This is a genomic window from Klebsiella sp. KE9456 (genome assembly GCF_043832615.1).
GTDB classification, from domain to species: Bacteria; Pseudomonadota; Gammaproteobacteria; order Enterobacterales; family Enterobacteriaceae; genus Klebsiella; species Klebsiella indica.
This window is the reverse complement of record NZ_JBDYQK010000001.1, coordinates 434,997-451,114: the sequence shown is the minus strand read 5'-3', so window position 1 is coordinate 451,114 and position 16,118 is coordinate 434,997. Positions and strand designations below refer to the sequence as shown.

Here is a 16,118-nt window from a genome sequence, read left to right as displayed (position 1 = left end):
ACCTGGCGATTAACGGGCCAGCGTCAGACGGCTTAAATCCACCGGCTGGTCCTGTTCCATCGCGTCATACAGGCGGTCATACACGGTGGCGATCGTCGCCAGATAGTGTTCGAGTACCTGTTCGCGATCGCGGTTACTGATACGGCCATCAATGGTGCCATCGGAGTCCAGCGTTGCCCGGGCAATCAACTGCCTGTCAGCGCGGTTCCGGGTTTCCACGTAATATTCGATGGTATGGCTGTTAAAGCCCTCGGCCAGCGCCACGTAGACCTGAAAGTGGCCAAACAGTACGAAGCAGAGTTCGCTATCTGGCGCACAACTCATTTCATGATGCAGACGCGCTTTCGACAGGGTTATCCCCTGGACCAGCGAGCTGCAGTAGGTGTGCCACTGCTTCTGATGCTGGCGGTGACGATCGGCGATGTAGTCCGCCTTTTCACTTAATTCCCAAATAGTCATCCTGGTTCCCCCGAGATATGAGTCGCACCGGTTAAGCACTTTCCATGCCAAATTGTAATTAATTGATATTTAATAAATTTAATCACAACGATGCGTTAAGAAGACATGACGATGACGATACCTGACGGTCGTCATCGTCAGTCAGTCGACAGTAGCGGTGAGATGGCATCGTTATTGCATAGATGGGCCATCGCGATACGGAGGCATCATGCACGAAATCACGCTTAGCCAGCGGGCGCTGGAAATTATCGAACAGCAGGCGCAGCAGGCTGGCGCACGTCGGGTTACCGGCGTGTGGCTAAAAGTTGGGGCGTTTTCCTGCGTCGAAGCCAGCGCGCTGACCTTCTGTTTTGAACTGGTGTGCCGCGGCACGCTGGCGGAAGGCTGCGAACTGCATATCGCCGAACAACAGGCTGAATGCTGGTGTGAATCCTGCCAACAGTACGTGCAGCTTATCTCGCAGCACGTGCGCCGCTGTCCACAGTGTCAGAGCGATCGGTTGCAGATTGTGGCGGACGAGGGTTTACAGATTCAGCGAATAGAAGTGATTCCCGGGTAATTCGGTTGTCTCGCAGCGCCAGGCGCGGCCAACAAAGCGACAATACGAAATATGACGGGACAGACCAGGAGCAAAACTATGTGTACGACTTGCGGCTGTGGGAAAGGCAACCTTTATATAGAAGGCGACGAACATAACCCGCATTCGGCGTTTCGCAGCGCCCCCTTCGCGGCCGCCCCGCGTCAGATGATGAATATTACCGGCATAAAACGTGATGGCTTCACCCCTGAGCGTACTGAAAACGGCGATCTGCACTACGGTCACGGCGAAGCGGGTAGTCATGCGCCGGGTCAGAGCCAGAAACGCATGCTGGAAGTGGAAATCGACGTGCTGGATAAAAACAACCGTCTGGCCGCCCGCAACCGCGCGCGCTTCGCCGCCAAAAACCAGCTGGTGCTGAATCTGGTCTCCAGCCCCGGCTCCGGCAAAACGACCCTGTTGACGGAAACCCTGCTACGGCTGAAAGAAAAAACCCCCTGTGCGGTCATTGAAGGCGATCAGCAGACGATCAACGACGCCGCGCGCATCCGCGCCACCGGCACGCCGGCCATTCAGGTCAACACCGGTAAAGGCTGCCATCTTGACGCCCAGATGATCGCCGATGCCGCGCCGCGCCTGCCGCTGGATGACAACGGCATTCTGTTTATCGAAAACGTCGGCAACCTGGTATGCCCGGCAGATTTCGACCTCGGCGAGCGCCATAAGGTGGCAGTGCTGTCGGTGACCGAAGGGGAAGACAAGCCGCTGAAGTATCCGCATATGTTCGCCGCCGCCAGCCTGATGCTGCTCAATAAAGTCGACCTGCTGCCGTATCTCACCTTTGATGTGGAAAAATGTCTGGCCTGTGCCCGGGAGGTGAATCCGGATATTGACATTATTCTTCTTTCCGCCACCCACGGGGAAGGCATGGACCAGTGGCTTAACTGGCTGGAGGCGCAGCGATGTGCATAGGCGTTCCGGGACAAATTCGCGCCATTGACGGCAATCTGGCAAAGGTGGACGTGTGCGGCATTCAGCGCGAAGTCGATCTCACTCTGGTCGGCCCGGTCGATGACCAGGGCCAGCCGCGCCTGGGCCAGTGGGTGCTGGTGCACGTCGGTTTCGCCATGAGCGTGATTAATGAAGCTGAAGCCCGCGATACCCTTGACGCGCTGCAAAACATGTTTGCCGTCGAGCCGGACGTCGGCGCGCTGCTCTACGGCGAGGAGCGGTAAATGCGTTTTGTTGATGAATACCGCGCTCCGGAGCAGGTAATGCAACTGGTGGAACACCTTCGCAAGCGGGCCCGCCTGCTGACGCATACCGCCGAACGCCCGCTGCGCATTATGGAAGTGTGCGGCGGCCATACTCACGCCATTTTTAAATTCGGCCTCGACCAGTTGTTGCCGGAAAATATCGAATTTATCCACGGCCCCGGCTGCCCGGTGTGCGTACTGCCGATGGGACGCATTGACGCCTGTATCGATATCGCCAGCCGTCCGGGCGTCATTTTCTGCACCTTTGGCGACGCCATGCGCGTGCCGGGAAAAAACGGTTCGTTGTTGCAGGCGAAATCACGCGGGGCCGACGTGCGTATCGTCTATTCGCCAATGGATGCCCTGAAGCTGGCGCAGCAAAATCCCGACCATGAAATAGTCTTCTTCGGTCTCGGTTTCGAAACCACTATGCCCGCCACCGCCCTCACGCTGCGTCAGGCCCGCGAGCGCGATGTGGCTAATTTTTACTTTTTCTGCCAGCACATCACTCTGCTGCCGACCCTGCGCAGCCTGCTCGATCAGCCGAATAACGGGATCGATGCTTTTCTCGCCCCCGGTCACGTCAGCATGGTTATTGGCACCGAAGCCTACGGGTTTATCGCCAGCGACTATCATCGTCCTTTAGTGGTGGCGGGATTCGAACCGCTTGATCTACTGCAAGGCGCGGTGATGCTGGTTGAGCAGACAATAGCGCGGCACAGTGAGGTGGGAAACCAGTATCGCCGGGTGGTGCCTGATGAGGGCAATCCACTGGCGCAGTCGGTCATCGCCGATGTGTTCTGCCTCAGCGGCGACAGCGAGTGGCGAGGTCTGGGCGTGATTAACAACTCTGGCGTCCGTCTGATGCCCGCGTATCAGCGTTTTGACGCCGAGGCGCATTTCCGCCCGGCACCGCAGCGCGTTTGCGATGACCCGCGCGCCCGCTGCGGCGAGGTGCTGACCGGCCGCTGTAAGCCGCACCAGTGCCCGCTGTTCGGCAGTACCTGCAATCCGCAAAGCGCCTTTGGCGCGCTGATGGTTTCCTCGGAAGGGGCCTGCGCCGCCTGGTATCAATATCGCAGTCAGGAAATCGAAGTATGAAAAGCATCCAGTTAGCTCACGGTAGCGGCGGTCAGGCGATGCAACAGTTGATCGGCGACCTGTTTATGCAGGCTTTCGCCAACCCCTGGCTGGCGGAACTGGAAGATCAGGCGCGGCTTGATCTCGCCGGGCTTACCGCGCAGGGCGATCGTCTCGCCTTTTCCACCGACAGTTATGTTATCGATCCGCTATTTTTCCCCGGCGGCAATATCGGCAAGCTGGCGGTATGCGGCACAGCGAATGACGTGGCGGTGAGCGGCGCGCTGCCGCGCTACCTCTCCTGCGGGTTTATTCTTGAAGAGGGGCTGGCGATAGCCACGCTCGAAGCGGTCGTCAATAGCATGGCGCAGACCGCACAGGAAGCCGGGATCGCGATTGTCACCGGCGATACCAAAGTGGTGCCGCGGGGATCGGCGGATAAACTGTTTATTAACACCGCCGGGATCGGCGCGATCCCGGCAGACATTCACTGGGGCGCCCAACAAATTAGCGCCGGCGACGTGCTGCTGGTCAGCGGTACGCTTGGCGATCACGGGGCAACGATTCTTAATCTGCGCGAGCAGATGGGGCTGGACGGTGCGCTGTCCAGCGATTGCGCGGTGCTGACACCGCTGATTCAAACGTTGCGCGACATCCCCGGGGTCAAGGCGCTGCGCGATGCGACCCGCGGCGGCGTTAACGCAGTCGCTCATGAGTTTGCCGCCGCCAGCGGCTGCGGGATTGAACTGCATGAACAAAATCTGCCGATCAACGATACCGTACGCGGCGTATGCGAACTCCTCGGGCTGGATGCGCTTAATTTTGCCAATGAGGGCAAGCTGGTGATTGTCGCCGCCCGGCACGCTGCGGAAAACGTGCTGGCGCGTTTACGCGCTCACCCGCTGGGGCGCAATGCGGCGATCGTTGGCGATGTTGTGGAACGTCCGGGCGTGCGCGCCATCGGCCTGTACGGTGTGAAGCGCACCCTTGATCTTCCCCACGCCGAGCCGTTGCCGCGAATTTGTTAACAATGTATGGCGATTTCCCGGAGGCGACGCGTTGTGCCCGTCCGGGTAGCATTATCTCAACGACTTGTTATGGAAAACTAAAGAACACATTGTTGCTCCCCCCGCCCCTTCAGGGAGAGGGTGAGGAGGAATGCACGGCACGGATAGAATAGCAAGGGTGAAAACCCGCCTGGCTCACCGCTTCATTATCCAGCCCAAATCATCGGGCCACCACGGATCGGTTTACGGCGGCAATGACCGCTTAATTTAACAGACTATTAGAGCCTATCCCACCAGGCGTTATTGGCGCAGACAGTTTGAACACGGCCAGCACGGAAGAAGCGGAGCGTACACCTAGTACGTGAGGATTCTGAGCACTGCCCAGGTTCAAAATGACAAGCAAAATAGCCCTAATGGGATAGGCTCTTATTTGTATCATCACTTTATTACGCGCTGCTTTGCGGTGCTTTTGGGCTTAAGCAATGTCGTATACACCAATGGGCGATCTTGGGCAGCAGGGCCTGTTTGATATCACCCGCACGTTATTACAGCAGCCGGATCTGGCTGCGCTGAGCGAAACGTTAACCCGTCTGGTGCAACAGTCCGCGCTCGCCGACCGGGCGGCAATTATTTTATGGCATCCCGGTAACCATCGTGCGGTCCGGCATGCCTGCGACGAAGCCGGGCACCCGCTAAACTACGAAGACGAAACCGTCCTTGCCAACGGTCCGGTACGACGCCTGCTGTCGCGACCGGATGCGCTGTATTGCGACAGGGCGACTTTTGCCGAAACCTGGCCGCAGCTGGCCAGCAGCGGACTCTACCCCACATTTGGTTACTACTGCCTGCTGCCGCTGGCGGCGGAGGGCCGCATCTTCGGCGGCTGCGAATTTATACGCAATGCCGACCAACCGTGGACGGAAAAAGAGTACCAGCGGCTGCACACCTTTACGCAAATCATTGCCGTGGTGACCGAGCAAATCCAGAGCCGTGTCAGCAATAACAGCGATTACAATCTGCTATGTCGTGAGCGCGATAATTTTCGCATTCTGGTGGCGATCACCAATGCCGTACTCTCGCGGCTGGATATCGATGAGCTGGTCAGCGAAGTGGCGAAGGAGATTTATCATTATTTCCGCATTGACGCCATCAGCGTCGTGCTGCGCAGCAACCGTAAAGGCAAGCTCAATATCTACTCCACCCACTATCTTGACGCCGACCATCCGGTGCACGATCAAAGCGAGGTGGATGAAGCCGGAACCCTGACCGAGCGGGTATTTAAGAGCAAAGAAATGCTGCTGCTCAATCTGCACGATTATGACCGGCTGGCGCCGTACGAAAAAATGCTCTTTGAAATATGGGACAACAAAATCCAGACCCTGTGCCTGTTGCCGTTGATGTCCGGCAACACGCTGCTTGGCGTGCTGAAGCTGGCGCAGTGCGATGAAAAAGTATTCACCACCACCAACCTCAAATTGTTGCGGCAGATTGCCGAACGGGTCTCAATCGCCATTGATAACGCCCTCGCCTATCGTGAGATTCAGCGCCTGAAAGAGCGTCTGGTGGATGAGAACCTCGCGTTGACTGAACAGCTCAATAACGTCGAGAGCGAATTTGGCGAAATCATTGGCCGCAGCGAAGCGATGCACCGCGTGCTTAAGCAGGTCGAGATGGTGGCGCACAGCGACAGCACGGTGCTTATCCTTGGCGAAACCGGGACCGGTAAAGAGCTGATTGCTCGCGCCATTCATAACCTGAGCGGCCGCAACAGCCGCCGGATGGTGAAAATGAACTGCGCGGCCATGCCCGCCGGACTGCTGGAAAGCGATCTCTTTGGCCACGAGCGCGGCGCCTTTACCGGCGCCAGCGCCCAGCGCATTGGCCGCTTCGAACTGGCGGATAAAAGTTCGCTGTTCCTTGATGAAGTCGGCGACATGCCCGTGGAACTGCAGCCGAAACTGCTGCGCGTATTACAGGAACAGGAGTTCGAACGCCTCGGTAGCAATAAGCTGATTCACACCGATGTCCGCCTGATCGCCGCGACTAACCGCGACCTTAAGCAGATGGTCGCCAATCGTGAATTCCGTAGCGATCTCTACTACCGCTTGAACGTCTTTCCGATCCACCTGCCGCCGTTGCGCGAACGCCCGGACGATATTCCGTTACTGGTGAAAGCCTTCACCTTTAAAATCGCCCGCCGTCTTGGGCGCAATATCGACAGCATTCCGGCGGAAACGTTGCGTACCCTCAGCCGTATGGAGTGGCCGGGTAATGTGCGCGAACTGGAGAACGTTATCGAACGGGCGGTGCTGCTGACCCGCGGCAACGTGCTGCAATTATCACTACCGGAAATAAGTATCGAGCAGGCGCCGCTGACAGCGGAGGTAGCAGCAAAAGAAGGAGAGGACGAATACCAGCTGATTGTCCGGGTACTGAAAGAGAGCAACGGCGTGGTTGCCGGGCCGAAAGGCGCGGCCCAACGACTGGGATTAAAACGCACAACATTACTTTCCCGTATGAAACGTCTGGGCATTAGCAAAGATGTTCTGGTATAACCAGAGAGTCATTTCTAAACGCATTGAGCGGAGGCATTATGGCGGTATCAGCACGTAACCAACTCGCCGGCACAGTCAGCGCGGTCGCCACTGGCGCAGTCAACGACGAAATCGAACTGACTTTAGCGGGCGGCGCAAAGCTGGTGGCGATCGTCACCCACAGCAGCAAAGAAGTGTTGGGTCTGGCGACAGGTAAAGACGCCATTGCGCTGATTAAAGCGCCGTGGGTCACGCTGGCGACAGAAGATTGTGGTCTGAAGTTTTCCGCCCGCAACCAGTTCACCGGTAGCGTGACCCAGGTGACAGAAGGCGCGGTGAACGCCACCGTGCATATTCAGGCCGACGCGGGCTTTGAAATCATCGCCGTGGTCACCAATGAAAGCCAGCAAGAGATGAAGCTGGCGCAGGGCAGCCGTGTCATCGCGCTGATTAAGGCTTCCGCCATTCTTATTGCCACCCGCGCCTGATTAATATTCAGAACGCCGTTTCATTTCTATTTAAATGAAACGGCGTTCTGTGAAGCCACTCGCAATACTTGTTACTCATCAATGATAAATAAGCCTTTTCCTTACTGGAGATGCTTATGACGCGTTTACCCCTGGCGGCGGCCATCATGCTGCTTTTGTCTGCTCCGACGGCATTCGCCTCCCTGTCGACCTTTTCAGTCTGGCCCGGCGGTGAAGCGCCCGGGGCGAAACACAGCCCGGTGGTTGAATCTCTCGTGGAGCGCAGTAACAATCCCGCGCTGCCTGACCGCGCCGTCACCGGCATTCGCGCCCCGGCAATCACCGTTTATGCGCCAGAGAAGCCCAACGGTATCGCCCTGCTGGTGACGCCAGGAGGATCATATCAGCGTGTGGTGCTGGATAAAGAAGGCAGCGACCTTGCGCCGGTATTTAATGCGCAAGGCTATACCCTGTTTGTGATGACTTATCGGATGCCCGCGGAGGGTCACACGGAGGGCAGCGATGCTCCGCTGGCCGATGTACAGCGCGCGTTGCGTACCCTGCGGTCGCGTGCCGCAGAGTGGCATATCGACCCGCATAAAATCGGTATCATGGGGTTTTCCGCCGGGGGGCACGTGGCAGCGAGCCTGGAGACCCGCTACAACGCGTCGGTTTACACCGCCATCGATGCTATCGACCAGCAGAGCGCGCGACCAGATTTTGCCATACTCGCGTACCCGGTGATTTCCATGGATCCGGCGATTGCCCATCGCGGCTCGCGCAAAGCGCTGATTGGCGATACGCCGACAGCAGAGCAACAGCGCCGTTATTCGCCGGAGCAGAATGTGACGCCTGAGACGCCGCCGACATTTATTCTGCATGCGGTAGACGATCCTTCGGTACCGGTGGATAACTCACTGGTCATGTTCAACGCGCTGCGCGCCCACAAGGTGCCGACGGAATTGCATTTGTTCGCCGAGGGCAAGCATGGCTTCGGTATTCGTGGAACGAAAGGTCTGCCCGTCGCCGAGTGGCCGCAGCTGGCGATGAACTGGATAGACTCGCTGCCCGACATGAAAAAATAGCGTCACCTGTTCTGATGCCAATCGGTTAAGCGAGTCATCGGTGTTGTCGTCTGTTTCATTGACTAACGGCATTCGCTTTTTCGGTGGTTCTGGTGAAAATGGCGCATTTTTAATTTCCCCATTGGATTCAGTGGCCTGTTCCGTTCACGGTTAATACGAGGATATTCTTCATATGCATTGCGTGTGAACGGCCAGGGGGACGTTTCGCCCGTCCCCCTGCACCCCCGGCATTGCGCTGAAAACCTGCCGCTGCGCGGTCCGCTCCACTCCGGCTTCATCTGGCGGACCGGGCGGGACTCGACGTCCTGTCTCGACCCGCCCTCTGGCCGCCGTCCTGGCGGCCAGTCCTGGATGCGCGCCTGCGTTCCCGCCAGGTTTCCTTGATGCGCCCAACCCCCCTGCTGTGAGCCTGGGCTGAAACGGTTACTCCCCTGCGGCTGTGGGTTCAAATCTCCTGCGTTTTGCAACCGAATAGGGATTTCGCCAGAACCACCGATTAACGGAACCGAGCAGCCAGCCTCTACACACGGCTGACAGCCCCTTAACTGACCAGCATTAGCCTCCTGCCTCTTGTAAGTCGGTAAGCGCACGCTTCATTAAGCGTCTCTTCAGCAAATGGCCTTAAACAAATAACATATTGTTATATAATAAAAAATTAAGAAAAACCGCCTCCACTGCCTTCTTCATCATTCCCCTGACAGAATCTGGTCTGCTGCACGATTTTGTTCTCATGCTAACCATTTGCCTTGAATTTAAATAATAATCATTTTCATTTACTAATAGCCTGTGCTATATAACATAGCAAAAGCTATAAATGATGATTAATTAATCGCAACCTGCAACCTGTGAGGGATCCTATGCTGCACCTGCCACCTTTGAAACATCTGCTGCTTGCCACGACTCTGGCGCTACTGACCATTGCCCCCGTCCAGGCAAAAGAGAAATTTAAAGTCATTACCACGTTTACCGTCATCGCCGACATGGCGCAAAACGTCGCGGGCGATGCGGCTGACATCAGTTCAATCACTAAACCCGGTGCCGAGATCCATGAATATCAGCCGACCCCCGGGGATATCAGGCGGGCACAAGGCGCGCAGTTGATCCTCGCCAACGGCCTCAATCTTGAACTGTGGTTCGCCCGTTTTTATCAGCACCTGAACGGCGTACCAGAGGTGGTGGTCAGCAACGGCATTCAGCCGATGGGCATCAGCGAAGGGCCTTATAACGGCAAACCCAACCCACATGCCTGGATGTCCGCAGATAACGCCCTGATCTATGTCGACAATATCCGCGACGCGCTGGTGAAATACGATCCTGAGAATGCCAATACTTACCGCCACAACGCCGAGACTTACAAAGAGAAAATTCGCCAGACCATGGCACCGCTGAAGGCGGAACTGGGGAAACTGCCGCAGGATAAACGCTGGCTGGTGACCAGTGAGGGCGCATTCTCCTATCTGGCTCGCGACAACGATCTGCGCGAACTCTACCTGTGGCCAATCAACGCCGACCAACAGGGCACGCCGCAGCAGGTGCGCAAAACCATTGATACGATGAAGAAAAAGCATATCCCGACCATCTTTAGCGAAAGCACTATCTCCGATAAACCGGCGCGCCAGGTGGCAAGAGAAGCAGGCGCTCACTACGGCGGCGTTTTATACGTCGACTCTCTGAGCGCCGCCGATGGCCCGGTGCCGACCTATCTCGACCTGCTGCGCGTCACCACGCAAACCATCGTCCAGGGCATCAACGACGGATTGAGGAAACAATCATGAGTGACGCACTACCGGGGATCGCAGTCAACAACGTCAGCGTGACCTGGCGTAACGGGCATACCGCCCTGCGGGACGCGTCATTCAACGTCCCACGCGGTTCGATTGCCGCGCTGGTCGGGGTGAACGGCTCAGGAAAGTCGACGCTGTTTAAAGCATTGATGGGCTTTGTTCACGTGGCGCGCGGCGATATTGCGATTCTCGGCCAGCCGGTTAACCGGGCCCTGCGCCAGAACCTCGTCGCCTATGTCCCGCAGGCGGAAGAAGTGGACTGGTCCTTCCCGGTGCTGGTGGAAGACGTGGTGATGATGGGCCGCTACGGCCATATGGGCTGGCTACGACGAGCGAAAAAACGCGACCATGAAATTGTTGATGCCGCGCTGGCGCGGGTCGGCATGAGCGAGTATCGCCACCGGCAGATAGGCGAACTTTCCGGCGGACAGAAAAAGCGCGTGTTTCTGGCCCGCGCGATCGCCCAACAAGGGAAAGTGATTCTGCTGGATGAGCCCTTTACCGGCGTCGATGTGCAGACGGAAGCGCGCATCATTGAGCTGCTGCGGGAGCTGCGCAATGAAGGGTGTACCATGCTGGTTTCGACCCATAACCTCGGTTCGGTGAACGAATTCTGCGACTACACGGTGATGGTCAAAGGTACCGTGCTGGCCAGCGGCCCGACGGAAACCACGTTTACCGCTGAAAACCTTGAGATCGCTTTTAGCGGCGTACTGCGCCATGTAGTGTTGAGCGGCGCGGAAGAGAAAATTATTACCGACGATGAGCGGCCGTTTATTAGCCGCCGCGTGGCGGGAGGTAAGGAATGAACTGGCTGCTGGAGCCGTTTGGCTATCAGTATATGCTGAACGCGATGTGGGTCTCGGCGCTGGTGGGAGGCGTGTGCGCGTTTCTCTCCTGCTATCTGATGCTCAAAGGCTGGTCGTTGATTGGCGATGCCCTCTCCCACTCCATCGTACCCGGCGTGGCGGGAGCATATATGCTCGGCCTGCCTTTCGCGCTGGGCGCCTTTCTTTCCGGCGGGCTGGCAGCGGGCAGTATGCTGTTTCTCAATCAACGCTCGAAGCTGAAAGAAGATGCGATTATCGGCCTGATCTTCTCCTCTTTTTTCGGCATCGGCCTGTTTATGGTTTCACTGAATCCCACGTCGGTGAATATCCAGACCATTATTCTCGGCAATATTCTGGCCATTGCCCCGGAGGATATTATTCAACTGGCGGCAATTGGTTTTATTTCGATGGTAATTCTGCTGCTGAAGTGGAAAGACCTGATGGTAACCTTTTTCGATGAGAACCACGCCCGTTCAATTGGCCTCAATACCCGTGGGCTGAAACTGTTGTTCTTCACGTTGCTGGCGGCCTGTACCGTGGCGGCACTGCAAACCGTCGGCGCATTCCTGGTGATTTGCCTGGTGGTCACCCCCGGCGCCACCGCCTGGCTGCTGACCGACCGCTTCCCGCGCCTGCTGCTCATTGCCGTGGCTATCGGTAGCCTGACCAGCTTTTTCGGCGCGTGGATCAGCTACTATCTGGACGGTGCGACCGGCGGCATCATCGTCGTGGCGCAAACGCTGCTGTTTTTAGTCGCTTTTGTTTTTGCACCGAAGCACGGCCTGCTTGCCAGCCGTCGTCTCGCCAGGAGGTCCCATGCTGAACGTGCTGCTTGAACCTTTCCAGTTTCCTTTTATGGTTAACGCCATACTGGTGGCAATGATTGTCGCCGTTCCCTGTGCGCTGCTTTCCGTGTTCCTGGTGCTGAAAGGCTGGGCGCTGATGGGCGACGCCATGAGCCATGCGGTATTTCCCGGCGTCGTGGTGGCCTATATTGTCGGCGTCCCCTTCGCCATCGGCGCGTTTATCGCCGGGTTATTCTGCGCTATCGCCACCGGTTACCTCGATGATAACAGTCGCATCAAGCGCGACACGATCATGGGAATTGTGTTTTCCGGGATGTTCGGCGCGGGTCTGGTGCTGTACGTCGCGATTCAGTCGGAGGTTCATCTCGACCATATTTTGTTTGGCGATATGCTGGGTATTTCGGCCAATGATATTGTACAAACGTCGCTGATTGCGCTGCTCATCGCCTTAATTATCGGCCTGAAGTGGCGCGATTTTCTGTTGCACGCCTTTGATCCGCAGCAGGCCAGGGCCAGCGGGCTGCGCTGCGGGCTGCTGCACTACGGGCTGCTGTGCATGATTGCGCTGACCATCGTCGCAACGCTAAAAGCCGTGGGGATTATTCTGTCGATTTCATTACTGATCGCGCCGGGGGCAATCGCCCTGCTGTTGACACGGCGCTTCGTCAGCGCTCTGTTGCTGGCAGTGGTCATTGCGGTGAGCTGTTCACTGGGCGGCGTGTGGTTGTCGTTTTATCTCGACAGCGCCCCCGCGCCGACCATTGTGGTGTTGTTTACCCTCCTGTTTGTTATCGCGTTTGTCAGTACGTCGGTTCGCGATCATCGAACGCTGTCAGAAGCACCAGGCCGCGGCTAGCGCCGCCGGAAGTGCCTGGAATAAAACAGGCCCCCTTGCCCTTTCAGGGTGAGGGGATGCTCCCGAAAGCGCTACGCAGCGCGAGCCGGGGCTATTTTTTAGACCGGTACTTTTCGGGAAGCGCGGGGACAGGGCGTTTATCATCAATCAGATGGCGAAATGTCAGGATCGGATGACGCCAGAGCATTCGCGGCCCGGCCCAGCGCATAATCTGCTTCATCTCTTCGCGTCTCGCGGGTTGATAGCAGTGCACCGGACACTGCCTGCAGGCGGGTTTTTCTTCACCAAATACGCACTTATCCAGACGCTTGTCCGCGTAGGCATTAAGCGCCCGGTAATGTTCAGCGTCGTCGCTGGCATCCTGACAGAGGCGCCGATAGAGCGAAATCATACTGCTAATGGTCTTTTTTTCCCGCGCAATACGTTTCCCCGCCATAGACTGTTCCTCACCAATAAAGATGCATTAATAATACACGTTTAAAGAGAGCAATGTCACTCACTACTCCCTGAGGAGTATGCCGGTTTATCCACGTGTCCCAGCGCTTTGTCCGGGAAGCAAACGTCGCGAACCCGGCGTTTCAGTTCGGCGGCATCGGGAAAACCACCATCCTGCTTACGCTCCCAAATTTGTACCTCATTAACCGTCACCACGAAAATCCCGCCGGTTCCCGGTACCAGCGTCACCGAGCCAATATCGGTACTGAAACTGTGCAGCAATTCCTGGGCCATCCAGCTGGCGCGCAGCATCCAGTTACATTGCGAACAATAGGTAATGGTAATAGCGGCTTTGTGACTCATCGCTTTCTCACTGTCAGTAAAGGGGTAAATTGTAAACAACTTGCAGATTAATTGAGAAATAATCAATAATTTTGTTGCAAACGATAATACCTATCATTACCATTCGCGATAATTAAGTATGGAACAACATGTCCAGTCATGGAATAACAGGACACACCTGCACTCTGGAAGTAATGCGTGGGCCAATACTAATAATTATCAAGGCGTGGCTATTATGTATATCTCCACTCAATCAACAGCATGGTTCAAGAAAAGCCTGCTGGTGACCTCTTTGCTTGCAGCAATCTATCAAACTTCTGCCGGGGCGGCAGATACCAACACGAAAGCGGCCAGCAATACCGCCTCTGAGGATAGCTCGGAACAGATGACCGTGACCGCGCCAGCCCCTGTGCTAAAAGCAGGCAGCGAGCATTCCATCAGCGCTCAGGAATTGCAGGATAAAGGCGCCAACGATTTTGGTTCCATTATGCGTTACGAACCGTTGATTAGCGCGACCGGCGCCAGCGGCGGTTCCGGCAACGGTAAAAGCGGCTTCGACCGCGGCGGCTATACCGGCTACAACATTCGCGGCATGGAAAGCAACCGCGTCGGTATCGACGTCGACGGTATCGCCCAGCCCAATGCCACCGGGCGCAGCTATGCCAGCCGCGCAGGCCTCAATACTTTCGGAATGGGGCGCGACTACATCGACCCGTACATGTACGGCAGCATTGATATTCAGTCCGGAGCGACCTCGATCGATACCCCCAACAACGCTATCGGCGGCAACGTCTCTTTCCGTCCGAAATCCGCCGATGACTATCTGCATCCGGGGAAAACCAGCGCCTTCGGCTACCGCAGCGGCTATGATTCCGCCGACCGTAGCTGGCACAATGGCGTCACGGTCGCTGGCGGCGATGAAACCCTGCGCGGCATCTTCGTCTACAGCCGTCGCGACGGTCAGGAGACGGAAAATAACAGCGGGACGCTTGATTCATACCCGGCAAACTGGCACTCGGACGCGTTTATGGCGTCCGGGATCTGGCAGCCGAATGACGAACACAAGCTGACCAGTACATTCGATTATTACCATAAAACCAACCATACCCATTACGACGCCTGGAACTCCAGCGGCAGCAGCATCATCGGCACCACCAACCAGACCAGCCAGACCCGCCGCTGGGGCCTGAGCCTGAAAGATGACTGGACGCCGATGAATGACTATATCGACGGCGTATCAACCAAAGTCTACTACCAGCATACCGAAGCCCATGACTGGACTTATATGCCGGACAGTATCACCCGCGCGATGCAAACAGTGAGCTCCGACTACGATACCGATACCTGGGGCATTCAGAGCGCGCTGGTAAAATCGATCGGCCGCCACGACCTGAGCGCCGGTTTTAACGCCAGCACCACCAAAACTCAGCGCCCGCTAACCCAGTCGCCAACCCCTGGCGCCTACAGCGTGATTATGCAACCGGACGCCGACAGCCGCAGTTATATCGTCGCCGGTTTCGTGCAGGACCAGATTAACTTCGACCTCGACAGCCATAATTTCGCCGTTATCCCGGGCATTCGTGTGGTACATCAATCGACCAAACCGGAAAATCTCTCCGACCTGGCCAACAACAGCAGCGTGCTGACGGGGTCGGCGGTCTCGACGCTGTATGGCAAGAACGCCGATACCCAGGCGCTGCCGTCGTTGACTTTCCAGTACGATATCACTCCTCGGCTGATGACTTACCTGCAATATAAGCGCGGGGCGCAGTTCCCCAACGCCAGCCAGCTGTATGGCTCCTGGAACCTCGGCTCCAGCTATGCGGCCAGTCAGCAGTATGCACTGATCGGGAATACCGATCTGAAAACCGAAACCAGCGATAACCTCGAGTGGGGGATGAAGGGCGAAGTGACGGAAGGCATTACCATGCGCACCGCGCTGTTCTACAACAGCTATAAGAACTTTATCGCCTATACCCGCTACACCCGCGCCAATAACCCAACACAGTTCACCAATGTGCCGTCGAACATCTACACCATCTACCAGGCGGAAAACCGCGATAAAGCCTATATTTACGGCGGCGAAATTAGCGCCAGATTCAACTTTGGCACCTGGTTTGAAGAGGTTAACGGCCTGAGCGCCACCCTCGCCTACGGTTATAGCGAAGGACAATCGAAATCCAGCTACAGCGGCGATAAATACGTCGATCTTGATAGCGTCGCGCCAATGAAGGCGATCGTCGGCGTGGCATGGGACGATCCGGCAAAACGGTACGGTACCGCCCTGACTGCCACCTTTGTTAAGGGCAAACGCGCTACCGCCACCAACCGCGAAAGCTACTCCAACAGCGGCTCGGCCATTACCGATTCCACCAGCGAATATATGCGCGTTCCGGGTTACGGCATGCTGGACTGGACCGCTTACTGGCAGGTGACGAAAAACGTGCGCCTGAACGGCGGGGTTTACAACATTACCGATCGTAAATACTGGGATTATCTGAGCAGTCGCAATATCGAAACGGCCACCAATCAGGACGCTAACGATAAAGCGCTGGCGGTGATGCCAGGCCGGACCTGGCAACTGGGCGTTAACGTCGATTTCTGATTAGCCAGATACGTTTTTGACAAACGCAATAATA

16 protein-coding genes are annotated in these 16,118 nt (G+C 56.6%); 13 read left to right on the top strand and 3 right to left on the bottom strand.

Annotation, left to right across the window (positions count from 1 at the left end; all coding sequences use genetic code 11):
• Window positions 1–9: 9 nt before the first annotated feature.
• A complete protein-coding gene (gene hycA, locus ABK821_RS02050) occupies window positions 10–459 on the bottom strand; it encodes a formate hydrogenlyase regulator HycA (RefSeq protein WP_138359785.1) in 450 nt (149 codons plus the stop codon).
• Window positions 460–667: 208 nt separating this feature from the next.
• Between hycA and hypA the strand changes: the two genes are divergently transcribed.
• From hypA to ABK821_RS01990, 12 genes are all read left to right on the top strand, one after another.
• Window positions 668–1,018 (top strand): hydrogenase maturation nickel metallochaperone HypA, encoded by a 351-nt coding sequence (gene hypA, locus ABK821_RS02045; protein ID WP_138359786.1) that lies wholly within the window; start codon window positions 668–670, stop codon window positions 1,016–1,018.
• A gap of 78 nt (window positions 1,019–1,096) precedes the next feature.
• On the top strand, window positions 1,097–1,969 hold the full coding sequence (gene hypB / locus ABK821_RS02040) for a hydrogenase nickel incorporation protein HypB (protein WP_142502500.1): 873 nt from the start codon (window positions 1,097–1,099) through the stop codon (window positions 1,967–1,969).
• Window positions 1,960–2,232, top strand: a complete 273-nt coding sequence (locus ABK821_RS02035) for a HypC/HybG/HupF family hydrogenase formation chaperone (protein WP_138359788.1) — start codon at window positions 1,960–1,962, stop codon at window positions 2,230–2,232. The genes hypB and ABK821_RS02035 overlap by 10 nt, the downstream gene beginning before the upstream one ends.
• Window positions 2,233–3,354 carry a hydrogenase formation protein HypD gene (gene hypD, locus ABK821_RS02030; protein WP_395033805.1) on the top strand — a complete coding sequence of 374 codons (1,122 nt, stop codon included), beginning with the start codon at window positions 2,233–2,235 and terminating at the stop codon, window positions 3,352–3,354.
• Window positions 3,351–4,361: a hydrogenase expression/formation protein HypE gene (gene hypE / locus ABK821_RS02025; RefSeq protein ID WP_343178964.1), complete on the top strand. Its 1,011-nt coding sequence runs from the start codon at window positions 3,351–3,353 to the stop codon at window positions 4,359–4,361. Before hypD ends, hypE begins: the two co-directional genes overlap by 4 nt.
• Window positions 4,362–4,822: 461 nt before the next feature.
• Window positions 4,823–6,895 (top strand): formate hydrogenlyase transcriptional activator FlhA, encoded by a 2,073-nt coding sequence (gene flhA, locus ABK821_RS02020; protein ID WP_142502504.1) that lies wholly within the window; start codon window positions 4,823–4,825, stop codon window positions 6,893–6,895.
• 38 nt (window positions 6,896–6,933) lie between these two features.
• Complete coding sequence (locus ABK821_RS02015; RefSeq protein WP_138359792.1) at window positions 6,934–7,362, top strand: molybdopterin-binding protein; 429 nt, start codon at window positions 6,934–6,936, stop codon at window positions 7,360–7,362.
• A gap of 116 nt (window positions 7,363–7,478) precedes the next feature.
• A complete protein-coding gene (locus ABK821_RS02010; RefSeq protein ID WP_142502505.1) occupies window positions 7,479–8,426 on the top strand; it encodes an alpha/beta hydrolase in 948 nt (315 codons plus the stop codon).
• A gap of 857 nt (window positions 8,427–9,283) precedes the next feature.
• Entirely contained in the window at window positions 9,284–10,201 is a 918-nt protein-coding gene (locus ABK821_RS02005) for a metal ABC transporter substrate-binding protein (protein WP_138359794.1), read from the top strand.
• On the top strand, window positions 10,198–11,019 hold the full coding sequence (locus tag ABK821_RS02000) for a manganese/iron ABC transporter ATP-binding protein (RefSeq protein ID WP_343178607.1): 822 nt from the start codon (window positions 10,198–10,200) through the stop codon (window positions 11,017–11,019). The genes ABK821_RS02005 and ABK821_RS02000 overlap by 4 nt, the downstream gene beginning before the upstream one ends.
• Window positions 11,016–11,876, top strand: a complete 861-nt coding sequence (gene sitC / locus ABK821_RS01995) for an iron/manganese ABC transporter permease subunit SitC (RefSeq protein ID WP_138359796.1) — start codon at window positions 11,016–11,018, stop codon at window positions 11,874–11,876. The genes ABK821_RS02000 and sitC overlap by 4 nt, the downstream gene beginning before the upstream one ends.
• On the top strand, window positions 11,857–12,702 hold the full coding sequence (locus tag ABK821_RS01990) for a metal ABC transporter permease (RefSeq protein ID WP_138359797.1): 846 nt from the start codon (window positions 11,857–11,859) through the stop codon (window positions 12,700–12,702). Before sitC ends, ABK821_RS01990 begins: the two co-directional genes overlap by 20 nt.
• A 91-nt stretch (window positions 12,703–12,793) precedes the next feature.
• Here ABK821_RS01990 and ABK821_RS01985 read toward each other — a convergent pair whose 3' ends face one another.
• Together ABK821_RS01985 and ABK821_RS01980 are read right to left on the bottom strand one after the other, a co-directional pair.
• A complete protein-coding gene (locus tag ABK821_RS01985) occupies window positions 12,794–13,138 on the bottom strand; it encodes a nitrous oxide-stimulated promoter family protein (protein ID WP_343178608.1) in 345 nt (114 codons plus the stop codon).
• Between the two features lie 56 nt (window positions 13,139–13,194).
• Window positions 13,195–13,500 carry a SelT/SelW/SelH family protein gene (locus tag ABK821_RS01980; RefSeq protein ID WP_138359799.1) on the bottom strand — a complete coding sequence of 102 codons (306 nt, stop codon included), beginning with the start codon at window positions 13,498–13,500 and terminating at the stop codon, window positions 13,195–13,197.
• A gap of 214 nt (window positions 13,501–13,714) precedes the next feature.
• Here ABK821_RS01980 and ABK821_RS01975 point away from each other — a divergent pair, with 214 nt between their 5' ends.
• A complete protein-coding gene (locus ABK821_RS01975; RefSeq protein WP_343178609.1) occupies window positions 13,715–16,084 on the top strand; it encodes a TonB-dependent receptor domain-containing protein in 2,370 nt (789 codons plus the stop codon).
• Window positions 16,085–16,118: the final 34 nt, after the last annotated feature.